Source organism: Halorussus amylolyticus, from assembly GCF_004143485.2.
Lineage (GTDB): Archaea > Halobacteriota > Halobacteria > Halobacteriales > Haladaptataceae > Halorussus > Halorussus amylolyticus.
This window is the reverse complement of record NZ_ML974134.1, coordinates 261,796-265,878: the sequence shown is the minus strand read 5'-3', so window position 1 is coordinate 265,878 and position 4,083 is coordinate 261,796. Positions and strand designations below refer to the sequence as shown.

The following is a 4,083-nucleotide window of genomic DNA, read 5'->3' as shown; positions in this document are numbered from 1 at the left end:
GGTCGAAAAACACCTTCAACCTCAACACCAAGCGCGCGCTCGTCGAGAAGGGCGGACGCATGGAGTGGGTTTCGGGCAGTATGGGGTCGAAAGCCACCATGCTCTACCCCTGCTCGATTCTGAAGGGTCCCGGAGCCTCCGCGAACCACATCTCCATCGCGTTCGCGGGCGAAGGCCAAGACATCGACACCGGCGCGAAGGTCTACCACAACGCCCCGCGCACCAACTCCACCATCGAATCGAAGTCGATTTCGAAGGACGGTGGGCGTACGAACTACCGCGGGCTGGTCCACATCGCCGACGGCGCAGAGCACTCCTCGACCGCAGTCGAGTGCGACGCGCTGATGTTCGACAACGAATCCACGTCCGACACCATGCCGTACATGGAAATCGAAGAGTCGAAGGTGGACGTCGCCCACGAGGCGACGGTCGGGAAAATCGGCGACGAGGACGTCTTCTACCTCCAGTCGCGTGGATTGGACGATGACGACGCCAAGCAGATGATTGTCTCGGGGTTCATCGAACCCATCACCGAAGAACTCCCAATCGAGTACGCCGTCGAACTCAATCGACTCATCGAACTCGAAATGGAGGGGAGCCTCGGATGACTGCGACCCAAGTCCACGAGACGATTTCCGAGGAGACCGTCAGAGAAATCTCCGAGAGCCTCGACGAGCCCGACTGGCTCCTCGAAACGCGACTCGACGCGCTCGAGGCGCTCGACGACCTCGAAATGCCTGACGTGATTCGAACGCCCGGTCGCGACTGGACTAACCTCGACGCGCTCGACTACGAGAGCTTCGTGGACCCGCTGAACGCGGCCGAGGAGAAGGACCAACTCGGACCCGACGAGGTCGAAGTGCTTCCGTTCTCGGAGGCCGTAAGCGAGCGCGAGGACCTCCTGAAGGACCACTTCGCGTCGGTCGTGGACCCCGAGGAGAACTACCTGACTGCGCTCTCGACCGCGCTGTTCAGCACGGGAACCGTCGTGTACGTCCCGCGGAACGTCGCTGCCGAGGACGTGACCATCCGAACCACGCAGAACTCCCAGTCGCTGTTCAACTACACGCTCGTCGTGACCGAGCAGTCGAGTTCGGTCACGATTCTGGAGCGCCAAGACACCGGGGAGTCGATTGAGGGCGAGCGCTACTACTCCGGCATCGTGGAAATCGCGGCCGGGGAGAACAGCCACGTCCAGTACGGTTCCCTCCAAGACTTGGACGAGGAGACGTACAACTACACGCTCAAGCGTGCCGAGACGGCCGATTACTCCACCGTCAACTGGATTGAAGGCCATCTCGGTTCGCGACTCACGAAGTCGTCCGTCGAGACCGAACTCGACGGCGAAGGCTCCGAAACCAAGACGGTCGGTGCCTTCTTCGGCCACAACGACCAGCATTTCGACATCGCGGTTCGAGTCTGGCACAACGCCGCCCACACGACCGCCGACCTCGTGACCCGTGGCGTCCTCGACGACGCCGCGCGGTCGGTGTACGAGGGCGTTCAGGACGTTGGCACCGAAGCGTGGGACACCAACTCCTACCAGCGCGAGAACACGCTGATGTTGAGCGACGAGAGCGAGGCCGACGCCTCCCCGAAGCTCATCATCAACAACCACGACACCGAGGCGAGCCACTCGGCGACCGTGGGCCAGATAGACGAAGAGGACCTCTTCTACATGACCTCTCGCGGGGTCGATTCGGAATCCGCGCGGGACATGCTGGTCGAGGGCTTCTTCGTCCCGGTGTTCGAGGAGATTGCGGTCGAGGAGTTCCGCGACGACCTCGAAGAGAAAATCGCCGCGCGACTCGGCTGATTCGGTCGGACCTTCATTTTTCGTCTCCGCAGTGTGCGACCGGCCTCGAAACCGCGAGCAACCACATCTGTTAAGTCCCCGACCACCCGACCTACCCACGATGACTGTCGCACTGCCGTTCGAGCGTGGGTGGTCGGCGTGAGCGTCGGCCACCGCGTCTCGACCGACCGCCAACTCGCCCGCCTGCTCCAAATCGGCGTCGTGCTGGAGGAGGTCGTCGAAGTGCGGGCGGCTCGTCACTACGAGACGCTCTCGCCCGACGAGCGAGACGCCGACATCGAAGAACTCCTCGCGGAGGCCCGCGAGGAGTCGGCCGACCACCGCGAACGCCTCGAAGCGCTCGTGGACCGACTCGACGCCGACCCGGTACCGCTCTCGGAGGTCGAAGCGCTGGTCGAAGCCCACTACGCCCAGACGCGACCCGAGGACTTCGACGGTATCCTCTACGACCAACTCAACGGCGAGGAGACCGCGTACAAATTCTACGACGACCTCATCGAAGCCATCGAATCGAACGACGCTACCTTCGGTCTCGACCGCGAGGAACTCCTCGACACCCTGAAGGAGATTCGCGAGGAGGAGGCCGAAGGCGTCGAAGAAGTCGCCGCGGTCATGGAGGCCCGAGAATGAACACCGCAGACCAGTACCTGAAATCGATTTACCTCGTACAGCGGATGGAAGGCGGACCGGCATCGACCGGGACGCTGGCCGACCGACTCGACGTGAGCCCGGCGAGCGTCAACGAGATGATAGGTAAGCTACAGGACCGCGGTCTCGCGGACCACGAGAAGTACAAGGGCGTCAGCCTCACCGACGACGGCGAGACCCGCGCCCGCGAGGCGCTCCAGACCTACTGCATAATCGAACGCTTCCTCAAGAACGTCCTCGAAGTCGAGGAGTTCCCCGCCGAAGCGAAGGCGCTCGAAAGCGTCATCGACGAGACGGTGGCCGAGCGACTCGACACCATCATCGACCGCGAACCCCAGTGCCCCGACTGCTTCGACGCCGAGGCCGACATGTGCGCCGAACTGATGCGACAGGGCGAAGCCGACTGAGTCTTCATCCCACGTGCTTTCGATTGCGATACGTTCAAGTGGATTGTCCCGTTAGAATCGAGTGCAGTCCCGTGGTGTAGTGGCCAATCATATGGGCCTTTGGACGTGACTGGGTTACAAGCCGTCACGGAAGCGAGCCTATGACGGCGGTTCGAATCCGCCCGGGACTATATAAAATATTTTATATTAATTCGAGACCGGCAGCCGACGCCAATCCTTTTCCATTCTCGCTCCGAATGGGAACCCAACGCATGGGCCTCTTCAAGGAACTCGGAAAACAGGTCGAGCAGTTCAAGCAGGACGCCAAGAGCGCCGCCGACGAGGCGGCCGCCTACGAGTGTGCGGCGTGCGGCGCACGCTTTCACACCGCGCGCGACGACTGTCCGGACTGTGGAGCCGACGAAATCCGGTCGATAGACGCCGAAGCCGAGGAGACAACGCCCTCGGAGTCCGACGACTCGACGGAGTAGCCGACTCTCGACGCTACTCGTCGCGGAGTTCCAGCGCCTCGGTCAGCTCGTCGGTGAGTGACTCGCCAGTCGCGCCGCCGTCAGTTCACAGGACGCGGCGTTTCGGCGCGTCCTGCGTGGAATTCCCCACTATGCCCGCAGACGGTCAACGGCCGGCCGTATCAACGGTCTCGCCGAGATAGCCCCTAACCGCGCCCGTCAGCCAGTAGCGACCGATTACCGCGGCCGAGGGTTCGGTTCAGGTTCGCGCTGTTCTCGGTGCGAGCGCCCCAAGCGACGCATAACAAAGCCGTTCGGTCTCGTCTTTCGTCGCGAATGCCCCCCGTTCCGACACCGAATCGAGATGACGAGACCCGAACCGACGACTCACGATGGAGCTGACGTGGTTCGCAGGCTCGTCAGTCCTCCTCCTCGGCGTCGGGTACGTCTGCGCTCGCCGAGCGTCCCGGTCGCCCCCGGCCGTCTGGCTGGTGATATGCGGGTCGCTGTTCGCGCTCTCGACCCGCGACCTGTTCCGGTCGCGCGAGCGCGGCCGTCCCCGCTCCGAGGACGACGACCGCTCTCGGGAGCGTCCGGTCGCGCGCGCCGACGCGAGCGACGAACGGCCCGAACTTCCGACAGTCGTGCGACTCCTCCGGCGAGTCGGCGGTTGGTTCGGCTGATTCGTCGGGCAGTCGTGCGCCGCGGGGGGGGGGCGCGGCGGGCGCCCGCCCCCCCGGGGGGGGGGCGGGCCGGCAGCCCA

Annotated in this window: 6 protein-coding genes and 1 tRNA gene; all 7 read left to right on the top strand. The window is 63.7% G+C overall.

Annotated features, from left to right (window positions below; all coding sequences use genetic code 11):
- A partial coding sequence (locus EKH81_RS12210; RefSeq protein WP_202935129.1) for a SufD family Fe-S cluster assembly protein occupies positions 1-608 on the top strand: 608 nt, incomplete at its 5' end.
- On the top strand, positions 605-1,816 hold the full coding sequence (sufD, locus tag EKH81_RS12205; protein WP_132057725.1) for a Fe-S cluster assembly protein SufD: 1,212 nt from the start codon (positions 605-607) through the stop codon (positions 1,814-1,816). The genes EKH81_RS12210 and sufD, both read left to right, overlap by 4 nt.
- 138 nt (positions 1,817-1,954) lie before the next feature.
- Positions 1,955-2,446: a ferritin-like domain-containing protein gene (locus EKH81_RS12200; RefSeq protein ID WP_132057724.1), complete on the top strand. Its 492-nt coding sequence runs from the start codon at positions 1,955-1,957 to the stop codon at positions 2,444-2,446.
- A complete protein-coding gene (locus EKH81_RS12195) occupies positions 2,443-2,871 on the top strand; it encodes a metal-dependent transcriptional regulator (RefSeq protein WP_132057723.1) in 429 nt (142 codons plus the stop codon). The genes EKH81_RS12200 and EKH81_RS12195 overlap by 4 nt, the downstream gene beginning before the upstream one ends.
- Before the next feature lie 65 nt (positions 2,872-2,936).
- Positions 2,937-3,041: transfer RNA gene (locus EKH81_RS12190), tRNA-Gln, on the top strand.
- A gap of 66 nt (positions 3,042-3,107) precedes the next feature.
- Positions 3,108-3,341: a DUF7129 domain-containing putative zinc-binding protein gene (locus EKH81_RS12185; RefSeq protein ID WP_238392175.1), complete on the top strand. Its 234-nt coding sequence runs from the start codon at positions 3,108-3,110 to the stop codon at positions 3,339-3,341.
- A 371-nt stretch (positions 3,342-3,712) separates the two neighbouring features.
- Positions 3,713-4,003 carry a hypothetical protein gene (locus EKH81_RS12180; RefSeq protein ID WP_132057722.1) on the top strand — a complete coding sequence of 97 codons (291 nt, stop codon included), beginning with the start codon at positions 3,713-3,715 and terminating at the stop codon, positions 4,001-4,003.
- Positions 4,004-4,083 lie beyond the last annotated feature (80 nt).